Below are 22696 nucleotides of genomic sequence, written 5' to 3' on the forward strand. Positions count from 1 at the left end.
GAGCTCGCGGCTGCGAATGTTCCGCATACGTTCACTGAATGAACGCAGCATCTACTTGTTGAACACCAAGGGTAGAGTGGTGCAGGACACACGGTCAAGTTTTATGCGCTCCCCCATGCTGCCCCTCGAGCCAACCCGGCTTTTCCAGAAGGCCCCCGGAGCACTCCACGCTTCATCACCTCGGTTCAGCCACCACTGCCTTCAGCCGGCGGCCCGCTCAGGTTCCCAAGGGGTGCTGCGCCATGCGCCACGCTGCCAGGCCACGCCCCTAGAGGCCATTGCCGCCTTGCGCTCGGATGTGACTCATGGCATAATCGTTCCTATGTTCAGAAAATGAACGCGCTGTTCAATTGTACGAGTCAATGTCCGCCCGGATTGCTTCAGAGAGGAAGCCATCATGACCATCACCCACGGCGTTTTGTCACTTTCTTTTGTCCGCAATCGCGGCCAGCGCGTCACGTCCCCGACCACCCGCCAGGTGGCGGCGCCGGCAGCTCCTGCAGCCACGGGCGGCCTTACCTGCGCTCCCTGGGAGGGCCTTTACCTGGAGACTGCGGAGGCGCACGACTTTCAGGAGTCTCCGGTACCCAACCCGGAGCTGGAGCGCTTTCTGTACACCCTTATGTACGGTGAATAACGTCGGCGGGGAGGGCTGTCTGGTGGTCGACAGCAGCTGCGAAACCTTCCCTGAGGCGGGAGAGTGCTTTTTCTGCACGGGACCCGAAACCGACTGACCGGCATCAAGCCCCGGAGCCCTTCGTTTCGCAACGCGGAGGGCTCCGGCACCAATCCGTCAGGACGGCAGAGGAAGTTTCGCCGTTCTGCCCCCATCGAGCACAATGACCTCACCGGTCAGGAACGTCGATCTGTCGCTGCCCAGAAAGACGGCAAGATCTCCCACGTCTTCAGGCCGTCCTATCCGCCCGGCCGGATGGAGCCTGTTGAGTGATTCCCGGGCGGCAGCCGGGTCCGGAAGCGATGACAGATAGATGTCGCTGAGTTCCGAAGCTATCCAGCCCGGCGCGATGGCATTGCACCTAATGTTGTCCTCCCCCAGGTCCACTGCCATGGCCCGAGTCATCCCATGTATGCCCGCTTTAGATGCGCAGTACATGGTGTGCCCGGGGTTCGCTGCCAACCCTTCAATGGAGCCGATGTTGATAATGCTCCCTCCGCCCCGTGCCCGCATATGAGGCAAAACGGACTGCGTCAGGAACAAAGGCGCCCTGAGGTTGATGGCCAACATCAGTTCCCATTCTTCGGGCCGGATAGCTGACACGGCGCGCTCGAGCATGATCCCGGCATTGTTGACCAGGATGTCCACACCCCCAAAGGTGTCCACCGTCCTTTCCACCACTTCAGCCGCGGCAGAAGCCTTGGCCAGGTCAGCCTGCACGCCAAGCACATTGGGGTTCCGGTCAAGGTCGGGCTCCAGTGGCCGGCGCTGGACGACGGCGACCCTTGCTCCTTCTTCCAGGTACCGGTCCACAATGCCACGGCCGATCCCCTGGCCTCCTCCGGTGACAAGGGCGATTTTGCCTTCGAGTTCCATTCATTGTCCCTTCTGTTGCTTTTGCAGGTCGGTGGCGGGCGGTGGAATCAGGACCAGCTTTCCGGTGTGCTTCTTGGTCAGAAATTCTCTTTGAGCCTGCGCGATGTCCCGCAGGGGGTAAATGCCGGAGACTACGGGGCGTATCTCGTTGCGTTCGATGTACCCGATGAGGTTTTCGAAAACTTCATCGTCCTGGAAAGTGCACCCCAGCAGGGAAAGGTCCTTCAGGTAGATGACGCGCAAATCCACGTCAGCAATCGGGCCAGCGATGGCACCTGCGATCGCGTAACGGCCGCCTGGGCGCAGCAGTTCCAGCCGTTGCCCTGTTCGGGACCCGCCCACCACGTCAATGACTGCATCGATGGAGTTTCGTCCCAGCACGCTGACGGGATCAGCGTCGCGATCCAGCGTCAGATGGGCGCCTTCGGCGAGAACCTGGGCAGCTTTTCCCGGGGAGCAGACAGCAAAAACCGTGGCACCGCGGCGTTTAGCGAGCTGGACAGCCGCCAGGCCCACTCCCCCGGACGCTCCGGTTATCAATACCCGCTCTGCACCCACATCAGCGCGGTGCAGCATGTTCTCGGCTGTCGAGTAGGCACACGGAACAGCGGCAAGTTCTGCGTCGGACCAGTCGCAGTGGACGGTGTGGGTCTCTTTCGACGGCGCCACCGTGAACTGGGCGAATCCACCGTCGCAGTCTCCGCCGAGTGTCCAGCATTCGTACGGCCGGTAGTCGACGTAGCTGCGGAGCATGTTGCGGACTACGACGCGTTCACCGATCCGGCCCGCGGGGACGCCATCGCCGACGGCAACTATCCGGCCGCAAACATCTGCGCCCTGAATCCTGGGAAAGGACAGTTCCTGACCTGACCAGGCAGCATCGGCAGCTTCCATGTCAGCAAAACCTTCCATGCCTCCTTCGCCGGTGCCGATGGAAACAGTCTTTGAATACCAGCCGGTCCGGGTGTTGATATCGGTGTTGTTCACACCGGCTGCCGCCACCTCGATAAGCACTTCCCCCGGCCGGGGAAGCGGCACCGGGACGTCCGTCCGGTACACGAGACGGTCCAGACCCCCGTGCCCGGTCAGTACTGCGGCGGCCATAACGTCAGGCTGCACAAAGACTCCTTATCGCGGACCAGGGACAACACTGTGGAAGGCCCTGGAAATTCATTAACCTGCTCATAGCTTCTTCTTCACCCTTGTGTCCTGCCCGGTACTAACCAGGGCTTCAAGGGAAACTTCCGGGGCTCCTCCGGTTATGGTCGTTCGGTTCCGCCTTGCCCGCTGAAAACGTGCGAAGGCCACCGCTGCGATCGCTCCCCATGCGACATTGAGCGCTACCGACGGCCAGGCGCCGTGATAGGCCCCGTTGACCAGCAGGGCAGCAGATCCGGCAACGTTGCACAACTGGAACAGCCGCCCGTTGCCAAGCCAACCCAGCGAAAAGGCTCCATAGCCCACCAGGACGATCAGGGCCCCGAACCAGCCACTCAGCTCAGCCCACAGCGTCATACCCGTACTCCCCCTGAAACAGTTGCCTGCGCATTCAGCCTCCCGGCGCTTTCCCTTTTTATGACGTGTTCACCCGCGCCTGTTGACGGTGTGACCTCGACCACTCTATTCTTTTGTTCATTAGGTAATCAAGATGTTCAGTTGCTGAACGTAAAGAAAGTTCGACTTTATGAACCAGATGAGACTGTTCGCCTTTGACTTCGCCGGTCCAGCACACCTGTCGGCAGGACTGTGGCGCCATCCCTTGGACCGCGGGACTGAATACAAGTCGGTCCAGTACTGGATCAATTACGCCCGGATGCTCGAGGAGGCCTGCTTTGACGGCATCTTCTTCGCTGACAACGTCGGGTACCACGATGTGTACCGCGGCAACGTTGACGCAGCTTTGAAGGACGCCGCCCAGATCCCGGCGAACGATCCTGCGTTTGCTATTCCCGCTATGGCGGCGGCCACGCAGCACCTCGGCTTCGGCGTGACGTCTACGACTGCCTACGATCACCCGTACTCGCTGGCACGGAAGTTTGCCACCCTTGACCACCTGACCGACGGGCGCATTGGGTGGAACGTGGTGACCTCCTATGCCGACAGTGCCGCCAGGAATCTGGGCAACGGGGCACAGCGGGCCCACGACGACAGGTACGAGGTCGCAGAAGAGTTCATCGACGTTGCCCTCAAACTCTGGGAAGCGTCATGGGAAGAACGCTCCGCGGTCGTCGACGCAGACTCGTCAACCTACATCGACCCCGAAAGGGTCCACCCCATCGAGCATGCGGGCAAGCACTTCACAGTACCGGGCATCTTCCTGTGTGAACCCTCCCCCCAGCGGACCCCGGTGATCTTCCAGGCCGGCGGCTCCAGCCGTGGGGTGGCGCTGGCAGCAGCCACAGCAGAGGCCGTCTTCATGAACGCCACATCCAAAGCGGGGCTGAAGAAGCAGGTCGATGCACTGCGGCAGCAGGCCGCAGCGGCAGGCCGGAACCCTGCGCATATCGCGGTCCTTCAGATGATCACCGTCATCAGCGCCCCCACGGACGCCGAGGCCCGGGAAAAGTACGAGGACTACCGCAAGCTGGTCTCCTATGAAGGAGCCATGGCCCGGTACAGCGGATGGAGCGGCCTGGACATGTCCACCTTCGATCCTGATGTTCCCTTGCGGCATGTCAAGACCAACGCCGGCCAGACCATGGTGGATATCTTCTCCAAGATGGATCCTGAGAAGGAGTGGACACCGCGGGACATCGCGGAGTACATCGGCATCGGCGGAACAGCGCCGGTGATTGTGGGCGGACCGGAAACAGTAGCGGACGAACTTGCTTCTTGGATGGAGGAAACCGGGATCGACGGCTTCAACGTCGCCCATGCCGTCAAGTACCAGGACATCAAGGACTTCACCGATTTCGTTGTTCCTGAGCTGCAGCGCCGGGGAACCATGCGCACGGGCTACGAAGGCTCCACGCTCCGCGAAAACCTCTTCGGCGCCGGCCAGTCCCGCCTGGCCGGTGACCATCCCGGAGCCGCTTACCGCGACTCCTTCTCCTCACAAGCACTCACCGGAGACCGCAAATGACCGCCTTAGCAACCGCACCCGCCCCCGCCATCAGCCCCGCCGATTACCGCCAGGTCTTCGGGCTCCTTCCCACCGGGGTCGTGGCCATTACCGGCCATGCCGCAGACGGCAGGCCCATGGGCTTCGTTGTCGGGACTTTCCAGTCACTTTCCCTGGAACCGGCACTGGTCACCTTCTGTGTGGACAAGTCCTCCAGTACCTGGCCAACCCTGCGGTCCCTGGGCCGGTTCACCGCCAACATCCTCTCCACCGGGCAACTCAGCGTCTGCAAGGCCCTCTCCCGCAAAGGGCAGGACAAATTCCAGGGCATCGACTACGAGGAAAGCGCCCTCGGCACGCCACGGATCCTGGACTCCACAGCCTGGATCGACTGCGAAGTGCTCTCCGAAGTAGTCGCCGGGGACCACTACATGATCGTCGGAGCAGTCAAGGCCATGGAAACCGGATCCGGTGATGCGCTCCTGTTCCGGGGCGGGAAATTCGGAGAGTACAACCTCTGGCCCTCTCCCCCGCCCGCTAACGCCTAATCAACCCATTCCGCCCAGACAAAGAAGTCGGAGCAATCAAGTGAACGCCATGCACCTGGAAGTACCGAGACAAGACCATCGCAAGGAAGCCATGAATCCAGAAGAGTCCTTCATCAAGGTGGAGCACCTCACCAAGATCTTCTACCCCGCCAAAAGCAAGTCCGTGCTGCGCAGGAACTCGCCGAAACAGACCGGTTTCAAGGCCGTTAACGACGTCTCCTTTGACGTGAAGCGCGGAGAGATCTTCGTCATCATGGGCCTGTCCGGTTCCGGCAAGTCGACGATTATCCGTATGCTCAACAGGCTCATCGACAACACCGAAGGCTCCATGGTGATCGACGGCAAGAATGTAGGAGCACTTGATCCGTCCGGGCTCCGCGCCTTCCGGAACGAGACCATCAACATGGTCTTCCAGCACTTCGGCCTGTTTCCCCACCAGTCATTGCTGGACAACGTGGCATTCGGCCTCAAAGTGCGTGGAGTCGACAAAAAGTTGCGTGAAGCGAAGGCCACCGAAGCCTTGAAGCTTGTGGGTCTCGGGGACCGAACGCACGCCCTGCCCGATCAGCTCAGCGGCGGCATGCGGCAGCGTGTCGGTTTGGCGCGTGCCTTGGCTACAGATGCGGAGATCCTGCTGATGGACGAACCGTTCAGTGCCCTGGACCCGTTGATCCGCCAGGACATGCAGCAGCTGCTGATAGAACTGCAGCGCAACTTCAAGAAGACCATCGTTTTTGTCACCCACGATTTGGACGAGGCCATGTATCTCGGGGACCAGATCATGGTGATGAAGGAAGGCCGGATGATTCAGCGCGGGACCGCGCTGGACTTGCTGGAAACCCCCGCGGATCCCTACATCGAAAAATTCGTGGCAGAAGTGAACCGCAGCAAGGTCCTCCACGCCGGCATGCTCGCTGAGCCCTTCACGGGCGCGGACCGCGAAGACGGGTGCAGCACCGGGGCAAGGCCCGTGGACGCCACGGCCAACGGGCATGCGGCGGTCAAGCATGTCACCGGCGAAACCATCATCGCCGATCTGCTCCCGGTGTTCGCCGCCGGATGCGACCGGCTCCACGTCACTGACGAACAAGGCCTGGTCATCGGCCAACTCACTGCGAACAAAGTCTTCGCCGCACTCTCCCCGAAGGAGTCTGTCAAATGAATCTTGATGTCGGAGGGTGGTTCGAATCCCTCATTGACTGGTTCCTCGCGAACCTTGGCTGGTTCTTCGACGGCGTCGCCTGGCTGACCAGCCAGATCGTCGGCGGCGTCGAGTTCGGCCTGGTTGCCCTGCACCCGCTGGTCATCATCGCCCTGCTCACCGCCCTGGCCGCCTTCATGACCCGCAGCGTCGGAATCACGATCTTCTCCGCCGTGGCCTTCCTGCTCATCCTCTCCATGGGGTTGTGGCTTGAAACGATGGCCAGCCTGTCCATTGTGCTCGTTTCGGTCGCGGCCGCCCTCCTGATCGGAATTCCCCTGGGGATCTGGGCAGCGTTGAGCTCCCCGGTCAGCGCTGTCATGCGGCCCATCCTGGACCTCATGCAGGCAATGCCCGTTTTCGTATACCTCATCCCGGCCGTGTTCTTCTTCGGCGTCGGAACCGTGCCCGGCATCGCAGCCACCATCGTGTTCTCCATCCCCCCTGCGGTCCGACTGACCGAGCTCGGCATCCGTCAGCTGGATCATGAACTCCTCGAAGCGGCCCAGGCCTTCGGTGCCAAGAAGAGCCTGATTCTCGGTGACGTCCAGCTTCCCCTGGCCTTCCCGTCCATCATGGTCGGCGTCAACCAGGTCATCATGCTCGCCCTGTCCATGGTCGTCGTCGCCGGCCTTGTCGGGGCAGGCGGACTCGGTGGTGTCGTGGTCCAGGGCGTCGCGCAGCTGGACACAGCCCGCGGCTTCGAAGGCGGCCTCGCCGTCGTCATCCTCGCCGTCTACCTCGACCGCGTCACAGGCGGTGCAAGTGCCTTGGCAGGCGTCCTGCGCAAGAGCAGCCGCCTCCGGAAAGAACGGGCAGTCGCCAAAGCTGCCACCCCCCGCGTCAATGCCGATGCAACCCCAGCAGTTCAATAACCATTCATCCTCACTAGGAGACCAGCATTGAAAACCCTGCTCAAAACCACCCTCGCTTTCGCTGCGATCGCCGTCAGTGTCAGCGCCTGCTCCGGAGTCACCCCCGGCGGAGGCGGAGGCGGCGACGCCGACAAGACTGTCAACTTCGCCACCGTCCCGGGCTTCGACGACACCGTCGCCGTCACCGGCCTCTGGTCAGCCCTGCTTGAAGAGAAGGGCTACACGGTCAAGACCACCAGCGTAGACCTCGCTGCCGGGTTCTCAGGCATCGCCCGCGGTGACCTGGACGGCTACCTCAACGCCTGGCTGCCCACCACCCACCAGGCGTACATCGACAAGTACAAAGAGGACCTCGTCATCCTCGACGAGCCCTACTACGACAAAGACGAACTCGTCCTGGCCGTCCCGGAATTCGTCGAAGAAAACACCATCAGCGACCTCGCCCAGAACGCTGCAAAATACGACTCGAAAATCATCGGGATCGAAGCCGGCTCCGGCGAGATGAAGATTCTGCCTGACGTCCTGGCCAAGTACGAGGCCAAGGACAAGCTGTCGATCATCGAAGGAAGCACCCCGGCAGCCCTCGCCGCACTCAAAGACGGGGCAGAGAACAACAAACCCGTGGTTGTAGCCCTCTGGAAGCCGCACTGGGCCTTCGCCGCCATGCCGGTCAAGGCACTCGAAGACGACCGCCAGGGCTGGCCCGCAGCGGACGGTTCCCACGTCGTCCTGTCCAAGGAGTTCGCGGAAAAGCATGGAGACATCCGCGGCTGGATGGAAAAGTCCAACCTGACCGAGGAGCAGTACGCCTCCCTGATGCTTGCAGTCAGCGAGGCCAAGGAACCGGTTGAGGGAGCCAAGAAGTGGCTTGAAACGCCCGAAAACCGGGCAGCCGCGGACGAATGGCTGAAGTAGCCCGGCATTACTCCCCGCACTAAGCCAACCCTGTAAGCGGACAGGCCCGTGACACGCCCCCCGCGTGTCACGGGCCTTCTGCTGTTCCCTACGAACCTTTGACAGTGACTGAAGTAACACATAAAATTGAATAAGACGTTCAGAAATTGAATACGGCTAACCAGTGGCAGGGGCCTCTACAGGCGGACCGCCGCCGGACAGGGCCTACTGCCCGTGCTGCGCTGACAAAGCTGTCACTGGAGTACACGGCCCAAGCACGCAGAGGCCATGGCTCATCCACCGGGCGTTCAGCCGACCATCAGTGGTACGCCTCAGGTCAGCAGCTGAGAAATCTTCAACCAGTAAAGGACAGGAATGCGACGGCCAGCCAGCCACAAAGTAAGCCACAAGCCCACGCCCTCCCTTGAGCTGGTGGGCAACTGGACGGTCCTGGAACCGGGGGACAAAGTCCTCCTCTACCGCGGAGGCAAGGTAAGCGCCTCCGGCAGCGTAGATCTTAGAAGCCACAACGGAAACGTCTTCTGGATTCTCCGCGAAGGCGGGCAGGGCCGGGCAATGATTCACAAGACCGACAACATCGCCGTCTACCGGCGCACGGCGCAGACCAGCCGCCCCCGCCAAGAAGCCTAAGCCCCCACCAACCTATGAAATATCAACCGCTACCGTCAGGGAGAAACGCAATGCTACTCAACGGACATTCACTGATCGCCGGAGAGCAGGTCATCGGCGACAACGGGACTACGACAGGTTTCAACCCCGCCACCAACGAAACTCTTGAACCCGTCTACTCACTGATCAGCCAGGAGCAGCTCAAGACCGCAACATCCGCAGCTGCCGAGGCGTACAAGTCCTTTTCCACTCTGGATCCGCAGACCCATGCCAGTTTCCTGGAGGCAATCGCAGACAACATCGACGCGATCGGAGAGGACCTGATTACGCGCGCCAGCCAGGAAACCGGGCTGCCCGCCCCCAGGCTGGAGGGCGAACGCGCCCGCACCACCGGCCAGCTGCGGCTCTTCGCCTCCGTTGTCCGCAGCGGAGACTTCCGCGGCGTCCGCATCGACCCCGCCATCCCCGACCGTACTCCCCTGCCCAGGGCCGATATCCGTCAGCGCCAGATCCCCCTCGGCCCCGTCGCAGTCTTCGGCGCCAGCAACTTCCCGTTCGCCTTCTCCACCGCCGGCGGTGATACAGCCTCTGCCCTGGCCGCAGGCTGCCCCGTCATCTTCAAAGCCCACAACGCCCACCCCGGCACAGGTGAACTGGTTGGGCACGCCGTCGTCAAGGCCGTCAAGGACTTCGGCCTGCACCAGGGCGTGTTCTCCCTGGTCTACGGACCCGGTGCCAGCATCGGCCAGGCCCTCGTGGCGGACCCGCACATCAAGGCCGTCGGTTTCACCGGATCCCAGGCCGCCGGCATCGCCCTGATGAAGACCGCAGCTGCCAGGCCCGAGCCGATCCCCGTCTATGCTGAGATGTCCTCCCTGAACCCGGTCTTCGTGTTCGAAGGCGCCCTGAAGGGCTCCACCGAGCAGATCGAGGCCCTGGCCCAGCAGTACGTCACCGCTGTCACCGGCAGCTCCGGCCAGCTCTGCACCTCCCCCGGACTGCTCTTCGCCCCGGCAGGTGAAGCAGGGGACAAACTCGCGGCCGCCGTCGGCCGTGCCGTGTCAGCGTGCGCCGGGCAAACCATGCTCACCGAAGGCATCGCCGGGTCCTGGAACGCCGGAACCGAAGCGCTCGGCAGCGCAGCAGGTGTTGACCTGATCGGCAAAGGCCTGGAAGGTGCCACCAAGAACGCCCCGGCCCCCACCATCTTCGGCACCCAAGTCCGGGACTTCGTGACCAACCATGTCCTGCACGAGGAAATCTTCGGCGCCGCCTCCCTGGTGATCCGCTACAACACCACCGATGAACTCCTCGAAGCCGCGGCACGGATCGAAGGGCAGCTCACCGCTTCCCTGCAGCTCACCGAAGAGGACTACCCCACCGCCGCGCCGTTGATCCCGGTCCTGGAACAGAAAGTGGGCCGCATCATGGTCAACGGCTGGCCCACCGGCGTGGAAGTGGGCCACGCCATGGTCCATGGCGGGCCCTTCCCCGCCACCTCCGACTCCCGCACCACCTCCGTCGGCACCCTGGCGATCAACCGGTTCCTCCGGCCCGTCGCATACCAGAACATCCCCCAGGAGCTTCTCCCGCAGCCGCTTCAGGACAGCAACCCGTGGCACCTCAACAGGCTGATTGACGGTGTCGTCGAAAAGGCGCACGTTACCGTCTAGCACCTTGCCCACACCCGACCAGGTCCCGGCATGCCACTCCGGCGTGACCGGGACCTGGCGTTTAATCATTTCCACCCGAAAAAGGCCGGCATCGTCCCTGCCCCCAAGCAAGGACAGCCAGCACCCTGATAGGGCGCTGACTGACCTGGTTCCGGCTGTGCGGTTTCAGTCGGGTGGCGCGACGAGCTGATGGCGCATCTGACCAACACCGTGAACCCGGGTGACCAGTTCGTCCCCGGGGGCGAGAAACCTCTGGGGCGCACGCCCGACCCCCACCCCCGGCGGTGTACCGGTGAAAATGATGTCACCGGGGAACAGTGCGGTCACCTGGGAGAGGCGTTCGATGATCTCGGGAATGGAGAAGACCATGTCGGAGGTGAAACCCGCCTGCACCTGTTCACCGTTGATCGTGCAGCCGAGCCGGATATTGTCCGGATCTTCGAACTCGTCCGGTGTCACCAGGAGCGGCCCGAGGGGACCGAATCCGGGAAAGGATTTGGCGAGACTGTACTGGGGGGCCGGGCCGGAAGCCTGCAGGGTGCGTTCAGACAGGTCCTGTCCGGCCGTCAGCCCGGCAACATGGCTCCACGCCCTGTCTTTGGTGATGTTGTGACCACCTCGTCCAATGATGGCCACGAGTTCGACCTCCCAGTCCACGGTGCCTGGTGGCAGCGTGATGGTCCCATAGGGGCCTGTCAACGAGCTGGCGAACTTCGTGAAGACCGTGAGATCCTCGGGGACCGCAAGATTTGCCTCGGCAGCGTGGGCGGCATAGTTCAGGCCAACGGCGAAGATCTGCCGCGGCTGGGGTACGGGGCTGGCAAAGTCCTGCTGATCGATATCGGCCAGAGGTTTTCCGGCGAGGTCCTCGAGCGGGCCGGCGGCGGCCCGGAGTTCGTCCCATCGGCTGTAGGCCTCCTGGATATTGGGGCTGAACCTGCCGTGGGTTGCCTCCGAGACGTCCACGGCCAGGTCATTCGGGGTGATAAGGGTTAGCCGGTTGGAGATGTTGGCAATGCGCATAAGGATCCCTTAGAGCTTGAGATTCGGTGGTGTGAACAACGACGTGTGGCCGGTCCTTTTCGGACCGGCCACACGTCGTTTTATTGGTCTTGTTCAGGCAGAGACATCGAATTCGATGGTGCCCCAGCCTTCAAAGGTGCCGGACCAGTGACCTGCTTCGCGCATGGGGACCGCCTTGAGGCAGCTACCGGGAAGGATGACCTGCCCTGGCTGGAATTCGACGTCGTACTCAGCGAGTCGGTTGACGAGCCAGGCCGTTGCGGCGAAGGGGTTGCCGAGGATGTTGCGGGTGTTTCCGGAGATGATTTCGCGGTCGTTGAAGTTCAGGACACCGCGGGTGTTGCTGAGGTTCACTTCGTTGACGCGCCTAGGGGTGCCGCCCAGCAGGATGGCGCCGGTTGAGCCGTTGTCGGCCAGGGTGTCGGGAAGGCTGATGGCCCAGTTCTTGACCCGGGAGTCGATGATTTCGATGGCCGGCAGTGCGTACTCGATGGCGTCGATGACGTCGGCCACGGTGGTGTTTGGACCGCGGAGCGGCTTGCGCAGCAGGAAGGCGGGCTCGAGTTCCACGAACGGCTCGATGAACTTGCCAAGTTCAAGGCTGGTTCCTTCGTAGGCGAAGGTGCTCGCGAGCAGGTGGCCGTAGTCCGGCTGGTCGAGGCCGAAGGCGTCCTGCATGACCTTGGCGATGTTTCCCAGCTTGTAGCCGACGAGGCGGTCGCCGTTTGCGATGGCGTGCCCAACGTTGATTTTTTGCACCTCGAATGCACCGTCCACATCCAGTGCCGGCCAGGACTCGGAGGGTGCGGCGATGGATTCGCGCTGGAGCCGGGCGGTGCGGAGAGTGCCGGCAATGTCCTCAAGTGAAATGGTTGACATAAAGCGGGGTTCCTTTCGGTTTTGCCCCGCTTCGGCACGACGTCGTGCCTCAGCGAGGTGGAAGCTGAAGTATGGCTTTTGAAGGCTGTGCCCTAGTTCCCCAGGTGCCAGATGCCGAGGGCGGACAGCAGCTCACGGGGATCCCACACGACCCACTCTTCGGCGAGTTTGTCATTTTCGAACCGCAGGAATGATGCCCCGGACACGGTGACGGCCCTGCCCGTGGGGGGAACGTCCATGAACGGACCCTGGTGTGTGCCCTTGGTCTGCCAATGGATCGCGACCCTGTCTCCGTCTTCGACCATCTGCAGGATCTCCACGGTGGAGTCCGGGAAAGCCGAGTGCATGTCGGTGATGGTGCCCTGGAGACTGTTGAAGTCTTCGGTCCCGGTCTTGGACCGGCGGATGTAGTTGGGGGCAAGGATCCGTTCGAATGAGGATATGTCGCCCTGTCCCCACGCGCCGTTCCATGCCTTGAGTATGGTTTCCTGCCTGGTGCTCATGATGCGCTCCTTGATACTTCGGTGGGGATTTCGATGGGCTGGTACTGGCCGAACTTTCCGCCGCGGAACAGCAGGGCGTCGCCGCTCCCGTCCTCCATATGCGTGACGGCCCCGATAACCATGTAGTGGTCACCAACGAGGACTTCGGCGGTGACCACGCAGTCGATGTAAGCGGTGGCGCCGTCAAGGTGGGGAGTGCCGAGCGGCCCGGCGCTGCAGGGCAGGCCTTCAAACTTCTGCGGACCCTTACGGGACAGGGACCGGCAGATGCTGATCTGATCATCGGCGAGGATGTTGGCGGTGAACTTCTGCAGGTTCCGCAGCTTCGGCCAGCTCGAGGAGGACTTGTCCACGCAAAACATAACCAGGGGCGGTTCCAGGGACAAGGACTGGAACGTGCCGACGACCAGACCTAGTTTTTCGTTGTCGTCATTGATGCCCGTGATAGCGGTGACGCCGGTGGGAAGCTTGCCCAGGATCTGCCGGTAGAAGGCAGGAGTTATATCTGTCGGTGGAGTTTGCTCTTTGGCGGGGGTGATATCCATTGTGATAATTCCTTTGCGGCTGGGTTTGGGGCGTCAGTGCCCTGTTGGGTGGGAAGCCGCCTTGCGGGCGGATTTGCGGTATCCGGATGCTTGGTGCCCGTTCATTGCGAGGCTTTCAGCTCGGCGTGGACGGCGCGGGCTGCGCGGAGGCCGCTTTCGATGGCGCCGTCGAAGAACCCGGCCCAGATGTTGGCGGTGTCGCTGCTGGCGAAGTGCAGTGCGCCGTCGCTGGCCTGCTGGGCGGCGTGGTACTTGGTGAGCTGGCCCGGGCGCTGGACCTGCCAGGTCTCCTCTGCGTACGGGTCCTCGCCCCACTTGTGTCCGGTGACTTCCAGGACTTCCAGGTCGTCGCGCCACACCTTGATGGCTTCCTGGACCTGTTCGAGATCGGTGACGTCGATCCGGTTGGCGTCTGCGCCAAAGCCCACCAACACGGCGTCGGTGTCGCTGATGAACTCGGTGCGGATCACGGACAGCGGCTTGTCCTGGGCCGAGTATGCGAAGAAGGGCTTGATGGGGCCCTTGACCCGGATCCAGGCCTTGACGCCCTGGGATGCAGTCTTTTCCCGGCTGGGGGCAAGCTTGCCTTCGCTCAGGGCGGGCTGGACGTCGAGTTTGTGCAGGATATTTTGCGGCAGGGTGATGACCACTTTCCCGGTCTGGATGGCCTGTCCGTCGCCGTAGGTGATGGTGGCGCCATCGCTGTTGTGGCGGACGCTGGTGACCGCAGCGTTGAGGCGGATGTCGGCGGTGCTGTCCTCGGCGATGGCGTTGACCAAGGTGTCGTTACCGTCCTTGAGGCGGTAAATCGCTGAGGCCTCGTGCATCAGGTGCCAGTGCCCGGAGGATCCGGCGGTCCAGCGCAGGGCGTTGACGTAAGCGCACTGGTCCAGGGGTGCGTTGAAGTGACCCACCCAGGCAGCCTCGTTGGCGTTGCGTTCGTCCTCCGTGAGGTCCAGCTTGTCCAGCAATTCCTGCAGGTTGTACTGGTCAACATCGGCCAGGTTCTCCACCGTCAGCGGCGCGTCGGGGCGGGGCAGCCACTTCACCGTGTCTTCCAGCAACCGGGTCATACCCGGGTCGATCAACTTCATGAAGTCGTCCAAATTGCCGCGGCGCACCTCATCACCGGCCAGCCAAAAGGTTTCCTCCGAGCGGGGCCCGCGGGAGACCTCCAGGCCGTAGCGGGTGACCTCGGCCCAGACATGGGGCTGGGTCCAGTGCAGCCAGTTGCCGCCGAGCTCGAGGTTCTGGCCCAGGCGGCGCTCGGTGAACACGCGGCCGCCAAGCCGGTCGCGTGCCTCCAAAACAACCACGTTGTGGCCGCGGTTGCCCAGCTCACGGGCGGTGATGAGGCCGGCGAGCCCTGCGCCGATGACGACGACGTCAGTCTGTCCAGACATTGATATCTCCGAAGTACTTGGGGCTCCGCCGGCGTCAGCGGGCAGCATCGCTGAGGTGTGTGGCGCGCTGCGCTGTGGCAGGGTGGCCATCCAGTGTGTATTTCTGGCCGAAGAGCTTTTCGCGCAGGGTCACCGGCGCCTGGCCCTCCTCCCGTGCCGGGGACACAATGCCTTCGGCGCGCAGCTGGGGCAGCGCGAGCTCGATGAAGTCTTCCCAGCTACCGGGCTTGGAGGTGTAGCTGAGGTTGATCCCGTCGACGTCGGCCTCGTCACGCCAGCGGCGAAGCTCGGCAGTGACGGTTTCCGGGGAGCCGATGATGGTGCAGCCACTTCCGCCCACCGAGAGGAACTCGGCGATCTGGCGGGGTGTCCAGTCCCGGTCCGGGTCGGCTTTGGAGAACATGTCGACCATTGACTGGGCGGCCTTCGTTCCGACGGACTTCAACGGGGCGTCCAGGTCGTAGGAGGACATGTCGATGCCGGTCCAGCCGCTGAAGCGCGCAAGGGCTCCTTCGATGGGTGCGTTCTCGAGAGCTTTCTGGTACTTGGCCTGGGCCTCTTCATCAGTGGGGGCTACGACAACAGTGAGGAGGATAACGACCTTGACGTCGCGGGGATCCCGGCCCGCGTCGGCTACTGCCTGCCGTACCTTGGCAACAGTGCGCTTGGCGCCCTCCACGGAGGTGCTCTGGATGAAGACAGCTTCGGCGTGCTTGCCGCCGAATTCCATGCCCCTGGCGGAGGAGCCGGCCTGGAAGAGCACCGGGGTGCGCTGGGGCGACGGCTCGCACAGGTGGAAACCGGGCACCGTGAAGTATTGACCGGAATGGTTGATCGGGTGGACCTTCGCCGGGTCGATGTAGGTAGCCGATTCGGCGTCGCCTGCCGCAGCATCCTCTTCGAAGGAGCTTTCCCACAGCTTGTAAACGACATCCATATATTCATCGGCCATGTCATAGCGTTCAGCAGGGCTCAGCTGCTGGACCTTGCCGAGGTTGCGGGCAGCGGCCTCGGAATATGAGGTCACGATGTTCCAGCCGACGCGCCCGGAGGTGAGGTGGTCCAGACTGCTGAACTTACGGGCCAGCAGGTACGGCGGTTCGTAGGTTGCCGAGCACGTGACACCGAAGCTCAAGTGCTTGGTCACTGCCGCCATGCCACTGATCAGTACCGTGGGGTCGTTGATGGGGAACTGTGCCGCGTCCCGAAGGGCAGCATCTCCGTTGCCGCGGTAGACATCGTGGTAGCCAACGTTGTCAGCAAAGAAGATGCCGTCGAAGCTGGCGGCCTCCAGCTTCTTCGCCACCTCCGTCCAGTACTGCAGGTCCGTGTAACGGTGGCCCTGGTCGCCCTCATTGCGCCACGAACCTGAGGTCAGGTGCGCCGGAGCGAAAACGTCGAAGGCAAACAGGCTCAGGGGTGCATTTTTCATGGCAGTACTTCCTTGGACGGTGCCTTCCGGCGACATAAACTACAAGCGGAATCAAATTGAACGCTGTGTTCAATTTAAGTTGTTAGGTGGCTCACTGTCAAGATCGTGCCTCGCTTTTGAACATGGAGTTCGCTTAGCGGTCGCGGCTAGGATGTACATAGCAATCGCGGGTCCGACAGTGGACCCGAAAAGACCTGAAGTAGGAGCGGACATGGCAGCAGGGCAAAACGCGTCACCGGAGGATTCCCCGGAAAGCGAGGCGACTGCCGGCACCCCTGAGCCGTTTGACCTCATTAACAAATCCGTCGTGAAGGCGACCGTCCTGCTCAGGGAGCTTGGACGGCACCCCGGTGGAATCAACGTCACTGAACTGGCGCAGGCGGTGAAAATGTCCCGTCCGACCGCCTTCCGGCTTCTGCTGAGCCTTGAACAGACAGGCTTTGTGGAGCGGGAAGACAACCGTTACAAGCTGGGCTGGCAGCTTGCGCACCTGGGCAGGCTTGCTGATCCCTACTCCGGTGCCGTGGCGAGGATTCAGCCCGTGTTGGATGCGTATGCCGCCAGGCTCAACGAGACGTTGAGCTTCGTTGTGGTCCGTGGCGAATGGGACCATGAGGTTATTGCAGAAGCGTCTGGGTCCCGCTACCTCAGCGCGTCGCACCTCTACATCGGTGGAACCTACCCCCTGCATGCCAGCTCCACCGGCAAGCTTCTTCTCGCCGAGCAAAGTGATGACAAGATCACGGCGAAGCTGCCCGAGAAACTTGAGCCCTTCACCCCTCACACCATCGCGAGCCGGGATGAGCTCCTGAAGGAGATTCAGCAAGTCCGGAAGGACGGATATGCGGTCCTGAGCGATGAGTTGGAAGAAGGGCTTTTCGCTGCCGGTTATCCTGTTCGGGATTCCGCAGGGACTCTCATGGGCGTACTGACCATCAATGGACCTACCCAGCGGCTGAAGTCAGAACAGCTCGACTCCATCATCCACGAGCTCCGCCAAGGGGCAGAGGAAATCTCCAAAGTTCTCGCCTAGCAACTTGGCAGCCCTGGCCATCGTTCCGCCGCCTAATCCCCGGGTTTTTCCACTGCATTCGTTCCCACCGGGCGGCGGTTGGTCTCGCGGCCCGAGCAAACATCCGCCGTCGGCGCCTCCTGGGGCAAGGGGTTGTTGACGTCAGGATCTGGGGCGCGGAGTTTGCTGCTGCAGATGTCTCAGGCAGCGGCGCGCCAGGCCTTTACTCAGCCCGGTTCGACGGGCCAGCTCGACAGGGTCAGCCCCGCGGGTCTCAGTCCTCTCTAGCGCCTCAAGATAGGTAGCCGTGCGCTGCAGCGCCCAGACCGGAAGCACAGAATTGCCGCTCATGCACGGGCTTCCGTTAGCGGCTCCTGAAGGGCAGAAGACGTTAGGGAGGGGCAGTTGCGGAGGGCCCAATGTCGGGCGAGCCTTACATCTTCATGCAGCTGCTCAACCAGGGCTTGGACGGATTCGAATTCCCTTTGCCTGCGCAGGAGCTGCATGAGATGAACACGCAAGTGCTGCCCGTATAAATCCATGTTCAGATCCAACAGGTGAGCTTCGAGCAGGCGCTTGCCCTGGTCGGAATAAAACGTCCTGCGGCGCCCGACAGACACAACCGCCGCTGCGAAATTTCCTGGTGAGACTTCGACGGTCCCGGCCCACACTCCATCCAGGTCCTCCGATGCCATGGGGATATTGGCAGTGGGAAAACCGAGGGCTCGCCCACGACGATCACCGGTTTCCACGATTCCCTCAACAGTGAACATTTTTTCCTCGATCCTGCACGGCGCCCTTGCCGGCATTTGTTCAATATACGACCGCTGCGTTCATGAGTTCAAATTGGCCGCCTCCATAGTTGATGTGCCACAGTCCAAGCATGGACGTTATTGCAATGGACAGAACTTCCGATCGGTATCGGAAACCCTGAACACTTTGGAGGACGACGAGGACGCAGTGCTGCAACGCGCGCCGCCGAATAGAAGGACCTTCGTGATAGCCCGACGCCTGGTCCACCATTGCTCCCTTTCGAGCGCTTCAGGATCATCGCACTCGCACTGGTGTATTCCAGATTGTGAAAGCGCCCCGGGGTGCTGTGGGATGTGACGGTGCCTCTAACGGGGAATCTCACAAGTTCCTATATCAGCTCTGTGCAGGGGGCTGGCAAAATTGGGGACAGGACATCAACCGAGGATGGTCGTTGTCAACGGCCGCGAGGCACCAGGTTTGCCCAGCACAAGGGCCAAACGCTAGGTTCAGCAGTTCCTTCCTGTCGCCGCCGGCTTCTGCTCGCCGGCCCTCTCACATCCGAGGACAGGCAGTGAATCCCAACGGGATCGCGGCCTTGGCCCAAGCCGAGGGTCGCTAACAGTCCTGTCCCCCGGTTACTCGTTCAACGGGCAATTCCGCATCAAACAAGAGTTAGGAACCAAATGCTTAGGGAAACGATCTACTGCGACGTTTGTTGGACCAATCCAGGGCATGCACACATCCGCGACTTGCCCATCTGCACGTCATGCATCGAAGAGTTCAATATGATGGGTCTCCATCGTCTCGTGTACTGGGATAGTGAACCGTACGAGACACCGGACGGGCAGCGGATGGCTGCCGAAGAGGCCAAGGACAGCCACGGGCCGGTCCTCTTTAGCCCGCGCAACAGCGAAGAGCTTTTCTTGGCTCGATTTGCCACCTTAGTAGCGGCGCTCTAACGACCTTCAGTGGGATGCGCGACAAAATGCCCAATGCGTGGTCGCGATGATGCCGTTGTTGAGCATGCGGAGGCTCAACACAGAATGACGTTTGCAAAAGCAGCTGCGCCAGGGGGCAGCACACCCAAAGCTGACGCACGGCTCTTGCCGGGTCCTAGGAACAACCGGAGTTGATCTATGTTTTGAAAGAAAAGTCCGGGTCCGCCCGCCCCGATCCCGGGAGAATCCTACTTCCAGCCTTGGATAACCTAAATTGACGCCAGCCATGGACGGATCAGAGTCGCCACCAGTTCCGGCCGGCGTGATCAACGAGCACGGTTCCCGGCCAAGGCAGGTTGACGGAAAATCCGTTATCGGCTGTTTTATGGCATGCACAGAAGGGATTGTTTGTACGATGCCAGCTCTAGGCTGAATCTGTCTTTGCGATGTACACGTGGCAAGGCGCGTTGTGGGCTACGCTGTCAGCGACACTGCCAAGAACGCGTCCGATGCCACTCATGCGCTTACTTCCCACGACGATCATGAGGGCGTTATGTTTTTCCGCCTGCTGGATGAGCGCTTGGGCGGGCGTGGCTCGGATGGCAAAGTACTCGACTTGAAGTTGTTTTGACGCCAGGGCGGCTGCAGTTTCGCGCGCGACTTTTTCTGCATGTTTTTCTTCGGAGAAGGCTATTTCGTCGTTGGCGAGTCCGAGGACTTGCGCCCGGTCGGTGTTAAACGCCGACACTACGTGAAGTTTTGCACCCAGAGTGGTGGCCAGAGCAGCTGCCGATGCTGATGCCCTTTTGGCGGTTTCACTGCCGTCGACACCTACGACGATTATCTCAGTCATCCTGTCCTCTTTCGTTGGTGGATTGACGGTGACATCCCGTTGGCGGGAATTATCCGTTCAGGTCCTGTGGTGTGACCCAGGCTTGGTGGCCTTGGGCCATTTCGAACATTTGGCGGGGGCCGTGGCTGTCGGCTGCGATCCACAGGGCTGAAGAGTCGGGCATGGCCTCTTCGACGATTCCTGTTCTGATCACTCGTCCGTTCTGACGGATTTCCACTCGGGTGTTGATCAGCTTGTTCCATTCGACGTGTTTACGGGGTGTGGCCCGGTTCAGTGTCATGTGCTGCCCTATGTAATGGCGGTGGCATTGGCCGGCGAACCTGTGGCACCGGTGATGGCCAGCGGCTTGATGCTGAGGAAGGCGTCCCATCTGCCGGTTGCCCGCATGTGCCGGGCGAGAGGGCCAAGTTTCCATAGTTCCCCAAGGGGCATGCCGAGTTTCGCCAGGAGCTGTTGATGCATCATGCCGTGGTCGTTGGGGGCCGATTGCAGGAACGGGCTGCCGGGCACGACGGGCAGGCATTCGAGGGCAAAGTTGTCGGCGGCGATGACGGAAAGCTGGTTGTCCCAGACCCAGGCAACAAATTCGGTTGACTGGGCGATTCCGGTTGCCCGGCGGCTGTCGCGCATCCGTTGCTTTTCCTCCGGTGTCAGGGCCTGGAACCATTCACACCAGCCGGTGTGGATCATGAGGATGTCACCGGGGAGGAGGGTGGCGGATTGTTCCTCAAGGGCTTCTTTGACCAGGTCGAGACTGAGGGGCTCTCCCGCGGCGTGGTCGATGGGGTTTCCTTGGCGGGAACGGTACCCGTCAAGGTCAACCAGCACTCCCCTGCCGACAATGGGGTTTTCGGCCCATTCCTGGATGCCGAGGTCTGGTGTTCCTTCACGGATCAGTTCATCCGGTGTGCCGTTGTAGAAGCCGACGTCGTCTGCCCTGCGGTGCCGCAGTCCATCTATCTGGCTGGATCCCTGAAGGTAATAGCCGTCGAGGTAGTCGTCCCGGTGCGCGGGGTGGGATGAGTAGATGGTGTGACGCGGGGCCCCGCGTTTGAGGGACATGCCGGGATCGAAGGCATCTGCCGGGTAGTCGAGGCCGTGCACCATCCCGGTTTTGATGGAGTTCCTTGCCCGCAAAATGTCCTCGGGTGTGATGAAGGATGGTGTTCCGCGGCGCGGGTCTTCGAACAGGTGCCAGGAGGTTCCGGCGAGCTCGCCCTCGCGGTTCTGCAGCTCTGCGAAGGTGGGATAGATTCCGGTTTCGGTGGCTTCGGTCATCGTGTTGCTGCCTCTTGGGGTGTCTTTTTGTGTTTCTGGTGCCGCTGGTAACTGAGCAGGAAACCTGCGATCGCACAGATTGAGGCTGCGATACACATCGGTGCTTTGACCGTCTGGTTAAGGAATTCCAGCCAGTTTCCCTGTCCAAGGATGAGCGCGGCTGCCTGCCCGAGCACGAAGAGCACCCCGCCCAGCAGGAGCGTTGCGAGGGTCAGGACGAAAACGGCCTCGATGAATCTTCTGGTCTTTTGCATCTGGTTTCCTTAGATCGGCAAGATGCCGAGGATGATGAGCACACCGATGCCGAGCAGGGGCAGTGCATAGTGGGTGAGCAGGCGGGCGAAGGTCTTGATCGGATTGACGTCCGCGATGCCGCAGGCGACGTAGAGCGGGGCGCCGCCGGGTGGGACGGCGGCTTCGCAGGAGGAAAAGACCAGAACGGCGACGGCGGCAGTTGTCGCCGGAACTCCGGCAGCCACCAGGGCGGCAACCCCGACCGTTCCGACGGCGGCCATGGTCGCTGTCGCGGACAGCGGCGCCGCGACGGCAATGATGATCAGGCCGATCAGGATGGCGAGAAGCCACAGCGGAAGGTTCATCCCGGTGAGCAGTGCCGTCATTTGCTTGGGCAGTCCGGTGGCGGCGAGGGCGTTCGCTCCGGCGAATGCGAAGACGACGGTGACGCCCACGATGCCGAAGCGTGGGGCGGAGTTCTGCAGCATGGTCCACCATGCTCGGCCGCTGTTAGGGAGGTTCTTCCTGCCCAGCAGCGCGCCGGTGATAATCAGGACCACCGGGATCCAGACGATGACACTGACCAATTTGGTGATGTCTCCACCGGTCCAGTCAGAGAGAGCTGTAGCGATACTGCCGGAGGTGATGACCAGCGGGATGGCCACGACGACGAACAGCAGCATGGTGGCCCAGCCTCGGCCGAATGCCGTCCGCACGGATAGCCGATGGGCGGCATCCAGCGGCGTCATCGCGCTCTTGCGGACGAGGAGCCAGGTCACGATCAGCCTGTGCAGGAAGCACCACAGCCCGCCGAACAGCAGCGGCAGAACAAGGGCGTTGACGTCCAGCAGGGGGCCGACGGTGGTGGATCCGACCAGAACGAACATCGAGGCGCTGAAGGGGAAGGTGATGCCCATTCCTGCGTTACCCGCGACGAGGGTCGCCGCAGCTGGCTTGTCGAGTTTGGATTTCTCCATCCACGGGATCGTGACAGACCCGACCGTTGCCGCGATGGCAGCCTGGTTGTGGACCACCCCGCCCAAACCTGCTGACGCGACCGTTGAGACCCACGCCGGTCCGCCCTTGACGCCGCCGATCATGGAGTTCAGCAGGTCGATCAGCCGATCCAGCACACCGCCCTTATCCAGCAGGTATCCCATAAAGACAAACGCCATGGTTGCGTAGACGATTTCGTCCGTTATGGCTGAGTAAAACGCACTCCAGCCAATTTGGGCCGCGGATGCCCCGGTGAAGGGAAGCACAACCAGGAAGCCGAGGATCATGGCCTCCCCCACGCTGCGTTTGATGACGGTTGTCCACAACAGGATGACGGCAAGGTAGACGCCGAGGGCCCAGATGCCGATCATACTGAGGCTCCTGACAGATATTTTTGAGCGGAAGGGGAGGTC

General features: G+C 61.8%; 25 protein-coding genes. 9 read left to right on the forward strand and 16 right to left on the reverse strand.

The features are described from left to right. Positions 1 to 397: 397 nt before the first annotated feature. Complete coding sequence (locus tag M1D93_RS20770) at positions 398 to 637, forward strand: hypothetical protein (RefSeq protein ID WP_461175137.1); 240 nt, start codon at positions 398 to 400, stop codon at positions 635 to 637. Positions 638 to 793: 156 nt separating this feature from the next. On the opposite strand, the gene M1D93_RS20775 is transcribed toward M1D93_RS20770, so the two are convergent. The 3 genes from M1D93_RS20775 to M1D93_RS20785 all read right to left on the reverse strand — a co-directional run bounded on the left by M1D93_RS20775 (position 794) and on the right by M1D93_RS20785 (position 3067). After that, a complete protein-coding gene (locus M1D93_RS20775) occupies positions 794 to 1552 on the reverse strand; it encodes an SDR family NAD(P)-dependent oxidoreductase (protein WP_461175138.1) in 759 nt (252 codons plus the stop codon). Beyond that, the gene (locus M1D93_RS20780; RefSeq protein WP_461175336.1) at positions 1553 to 2656 is read right to left on the reverse strand and encodes an alcohol dehydrogenase family protein; all 1104 of its coding nucleotides are present in this window, start codon (positions 2654 to 2656) and stop codon (positions 1553 to 1555) included. A 78-nt stretch (positions 2657 to 2734) separates the two neighbouring features. Further along, positions 2735 to 3067, reverse strand: a complete 333-nt coding sequence (locus M1D93_RS20785) for a CBU_0592 family membrane protein (protein ID WP_461175139.1) — start codon at positions 3065 to 3067, stop codon at positions 2735 to 2737. A gap of 178 nt (positions 3068 to 3245) precedes the next feature. Between M1D93_RS20785 and M1D93_RS20790 the strand changes: the two genes are divergently transcribed. From M1D93_RS20790 to M1D93_RS20820, 7 genes are all read left to right on the forward strand, one after another. Further along, a complete protein-coding gene (locus M1D93_RS20790) occupies positions 3246 to 4634 on the forward strand; it encodes an LLM class flavin-dependent oxidoreductase (RefSeq protein ID WP_461175337.1) in 1389 nt (462 codons plus the stop codon). After that, positions 4631 to 5161 (forward strand): flavin reductase family protein, encoded by a 531-nt coding sequence (locus M1D93_RS20795; RefSeq protein WP_461175140.1) that lies wholly within the window; start codon positions 4631 to 4633, stop codon positions 5159 to 5161. Before M1D93_RS20790 ends, M1D93_RS20795 begins: the two co-directional genes overlap by 4 nt. A 91-nt stretch (positions 5162 to 5252) precedes the next feature. Continuing rightward, complete coding sequence (locus M1D93_RS20800; RefSeq protein ID WP_461175141.1) at positions 5253 to 6323, forward strand: quaternary amine ABC transporter ATP-binding protein; 1071 nt, start codon at positions 5253 to 5255, stop codon at positions 6321 to 6323. Then, positions 6320 to 7237, forward strand: coding sequence for an ABC transporter permease (locus M1D93_RS20805; protein WP_461175142.1), 918 nt, complete (start codon positions 6320 to 6322; stop codon positions 7235 to 7237). The genes M1D93_RS20800 and M1D93_RS20805 overlap by 4 nt, the downstream gene beginning before the upstream one ends. A gap of 27 nt (positions 7238 to 7264) precedes the next feature. Continuing rightward, positions 7265 to 8152, forward strand: a complete 888-nt coding sequence (locus tag M1D93_RS20810) for a glycine betaine ABC transporter substrate-binding protein (RefSeq protein WP_461175143.1) — start codon at positions 7265 to 7267, stop codon at positions 8150 to 8152. Between the two features lie 354 nt (positions 8153 to 8506). Continuing rightward, positions 8507 to 8782, forward strand: coding sequence for a hypothetical protein (locus tag M1D93_RS20815; RefSeq protein ID WP_461175144.1), 276 nt, complete (start codon positions 8507 to 8509; stop codon positions 8780 to 8782). A 50-nt stretch (positions 8783 to 8832) separates the two neighbouring features. Then, complete coding sequence (locus tag M1D93_RS20820; RefSeq protein ID WP_461175145.1) at positions 8833 to 10434, forward strand: aldehyde dehydrogenase (NADP(+)); 1602 nt, start codon at positions 8833 to 8835, stop codon at positions 10432 to 10434. A 165-nt stretch (positions 10435 to 10599) separates the two neighbouring features. Here the strand turns inward: M1D93_RS20820 and M1D93_RS20825 are convergent, their stop codons facing one another. The 6 genes from M1D93_RS20825 to M1D93_RS20850 form a co-directional block, all read right to left on the reverse strand. Continuing rightward, the gene (locus M1D93_RS20825; protein WP_461175146.1) at positions 10600 to 11457 is read right to left on the reverse strand and encodes a fumarylacetoacetate hydrolase family protein; all 858 of its coding nucleotides are present in this window, start codon (positions 11455 to 11457) and stop codon (positions 10600 to 10602) included. A 93-nt stretch (positions 11458 to 11550) separates the two neighbouring features. Then, positions 11551 to 12336, reverse strand: coding sequence for a 2-keto-4-pentenoate hydratase (locus tag M1D93_RS20830; protein ID WP_461175147.1), 786 nt, complete (start codon positions 12334 to 12336; stop codon positions 11551 to 11553). 92 nt (positions 12337 to 12428) lie between these two features. Next, the gene (locus tag M1D93_RS20835) at positions 12429 to 12839 is read right to left on the reverse strand and encodes an ester cyclase (RefSeq protein WP_461175148.1); all 411 of its coding nucleotides are present in this window, start codon (positions 12837 to 12839) and stop codon (positions 12429 to 12431) included. Next, entirely contained in the window at positions 12836 to 13384 is a 549-nt protein-coding gene (locus tag M1D93_RS20840; protein WP_461175149.1) for a flavin reductase family protein, read from the reverse strand. Before M1D93_RS20840 ends, M1D93_RS20835 begins: the two co-directional genes overlap by 4 nt. A 101-nt stretch (positions 13385 to 13485) precedes the next feature. Continuing rightward, complete coding sequence (locus M1D93_RS20845; RefSeq protein WP_461175150.1) at positions 13486 to 14787, reverse strand: flavin monoamine oxidase family protein; 1302 nt, start codon at positions 14785 to 14787, stop codon at positions 13486 to 13488. Between the two features lie 34 nt (positions 14788 to 14821). Further along, entirely contained in the window at positions 14822 to 16219 is a 1398-nt protein-coding gene (locus M1D93_RS20850) for an LLM class flavin-dependent oxidoreductase (RefSeq protein ID WP_461175151.1), read from the reverse strand. Between the two features lie 211 nt (positions 16220 to 16430). On the opposite strand from M1D93_RS20850, the gene M1D93_RS20855 reads away from it, so the two are divergent. Next, entirely contained in the window at positions 16431 to 17252 is an 822-nt protein-coding gene (locus M1D93_RS20855) for an IclR family transcriptional regulator (RefSeq protein WP_461175152.1), read from the forward strand. A gap of 141 nt (positions 17253 to 17393) precedes the next feature. Here M1D93_RS20855 and M1D93_RS20860 read toward each other — a convergent pair whose 3' ends face one another. The 7 genes from M1D93_RS20860 to M1D93_RS20890 all read right to left on the reverse strand — a co-directional run bounded on the left by M1D93_RS20860 (position 17394) and on the right by M1D93_RS20890 (position 22654). Beyond that, positions 17394 to 17582, reverse strand: coding sequence for a helix-turn-helix domain-containing protein (locus M1D93_RS20860; protein WP_461175153.1), 189 nt, complete (start codon positions 17580 to 17582; stop codon positions 17394 to 17396). After that, positions 17579 to 18004: a riboflavin kinase gene (locus tag M1D93_RS20865; protein ID WP_461175154.1), complete on the reverse strand. Its 426-nt coding sequence runs from the start codon at positions 18002 to 18004 to the stop codon at positions 17579 to 17581. Before M1D93_RS20865 ends, M1D93_RS20860 begins: the two co-directional genes overlap by 4 nt. A 1342-nt stretch (positions 18005 to 19346) precedes the next feature. Beyond that, a complete protein-coding gene (locus M1D93_RS20870; RefSeq protein ID WP_461175155.1) occupies positions 19347 to 19775 on the reverse strand; it encodes a universal stress protein in 429 nt (142 codons plus the stop codon). 49 nt (positions 19776 to 19824) lie between these two features. Continuing rightward, a complete protein-coding gene (locus M1D93_RS20875; RefSeq protein ID WP_461175156.1) occupies positions 19825 to 20055 on the reverse strand; it encodes a hypothetical protein in 231 nt (76 codons plus the stop codon). An 8-nt stretch (positions 20056 to 20063) separates the two neighbouring features. Beyond that, the gene (locus M1D93_RS20880; protein WP_461175157.1) at positions 20064 to 21053 is read right to left on the reverse strand and encodes a cyclase family protein; all 990 of its coding nucleotides are present in this window, start codon (positions 21051 to 21053) and stop codon (positions 20064 to 20066) included. Further along, positions 21050 to 21307: a hypothetical protein gene (locus tag M1D93_RS20885; RefSeq protein WP_461175158.1), complete on the reverse strand. Its 258-nt coding sequence runs from the start codon at positions 21305 to 21307 to the stop codon at positions 21050 to 21052. Before M1D93_RS20885 ends, M1D93_RS20880 begins: the two co-directional genes overlap by 4 nt. A 9-nt stretch (positions 21308 to 21316) precedes the next feature. Continuing rightward, a complete protein-coding gene (locus M1D93_RS20890; protein ID WP_461175159.1) occupies positions 21317 to 22654 on the reverse strand; it encodes a TRAP transporter large permease subunit in 1338 nt (445 codons plus the stop codon). Between the last annotated feature and the right edge of the window lie 42 nt (positions 22655 to 22696).

The organism is Arthrobacter sp. Z1-9 (assembly GCF_054792695.1).